This window comes from Streptomyces sp. HPF1205, from assembly GCF_020400825.1.
Taxonomy (GTDB): Bacteria; Actinomycetota; Actinomycetes; order Streptomycetales; family Streptomycetaceae; genus Actinacidiphila.
Window position 1 is genome coordinate 1 of sequence record NZ_JAINVH010000129.1, and the last position, 790, is coordinate 790.

Genomic DNA, 790 nt, shown 5'->3' on the forward strand with positions numbered 1-790 from the left:
TTGCGGGCGAAGGCCCTGCTGCGGGTTGCGGGCACGGGTGGCATGGTGTCGCTGTTCTGCTCGGCCGGGAAGGCGACCGAGTTGCTGGCCGGGTTCGAGGGCCGGGTGGGGATCGCGGCGGTGAACGGGCCGGGTTCCACGGTGGTGTCGGGTCTGGCGGATGCCCTGGACGCGTTCATGGTCACGTGTGCGGAGGCGGGGGTGGACGCGCGGCGGGTGAATGTCGACTATGCCTCGCATTCGGCCGGGATGGAGCCGCTGGAGGAGGAGATCCTCGACCTGCTGGCCACGATCGAGCCACAGGCCCCGTCGGTTCCCATGTTCTCGACCTATACGGGAACGTGGGTCGAGGCCGACACGCTGGGTGCTTCGTACTGGTACGAGAACCTGCGCCACCCGGTGCAGTTGGAGAGCGCCGTTGCCGCGCTCGCCGAGTCCGGTCACCGCGTTTTCGTCGAGGCCAGCCCGCACCCGGTGCTGACCGTGGGTGTGCAGGACACTCTTGACGAGCATGGTGGCGGGATCGCGCTGGGTACGTTGCGCCGGGAGCAGGGTGGGGTGCGGCGGCTGCTGACCTCGGCGGCCGAGGCGTACACGCACGGCGCGTCCGTCGACTGGGGCCGTCTCCTGCCGGCCGCCGCCGGTCACACCGACCTGCCCACGTATGCCTTCCAGCGGGAGCGGTTCTGGCTGGAGAGCGGTGGGGTGGTCGAGTCGGGTGGTGGGTCGGTCGATGTGGTGGAGGCGGGGTTCTGGGCGGCTGTGGAGCGGGGTGATGTCGCTGGGATCT

At 70.1% G+C, this 790-nt stretch carries 1 protein-coding gene; it reads left to right on the forward strand.

Annotated elements, in window-relative coordinates:
- A partial coding sequence (locus tag K7G61_RS35950; RefSeq protein ID WP_225851354.1) for an acyltransferase domain-containing protein occupies positions 1-790 on the forward strand: 790 nt, incomplete at both ends.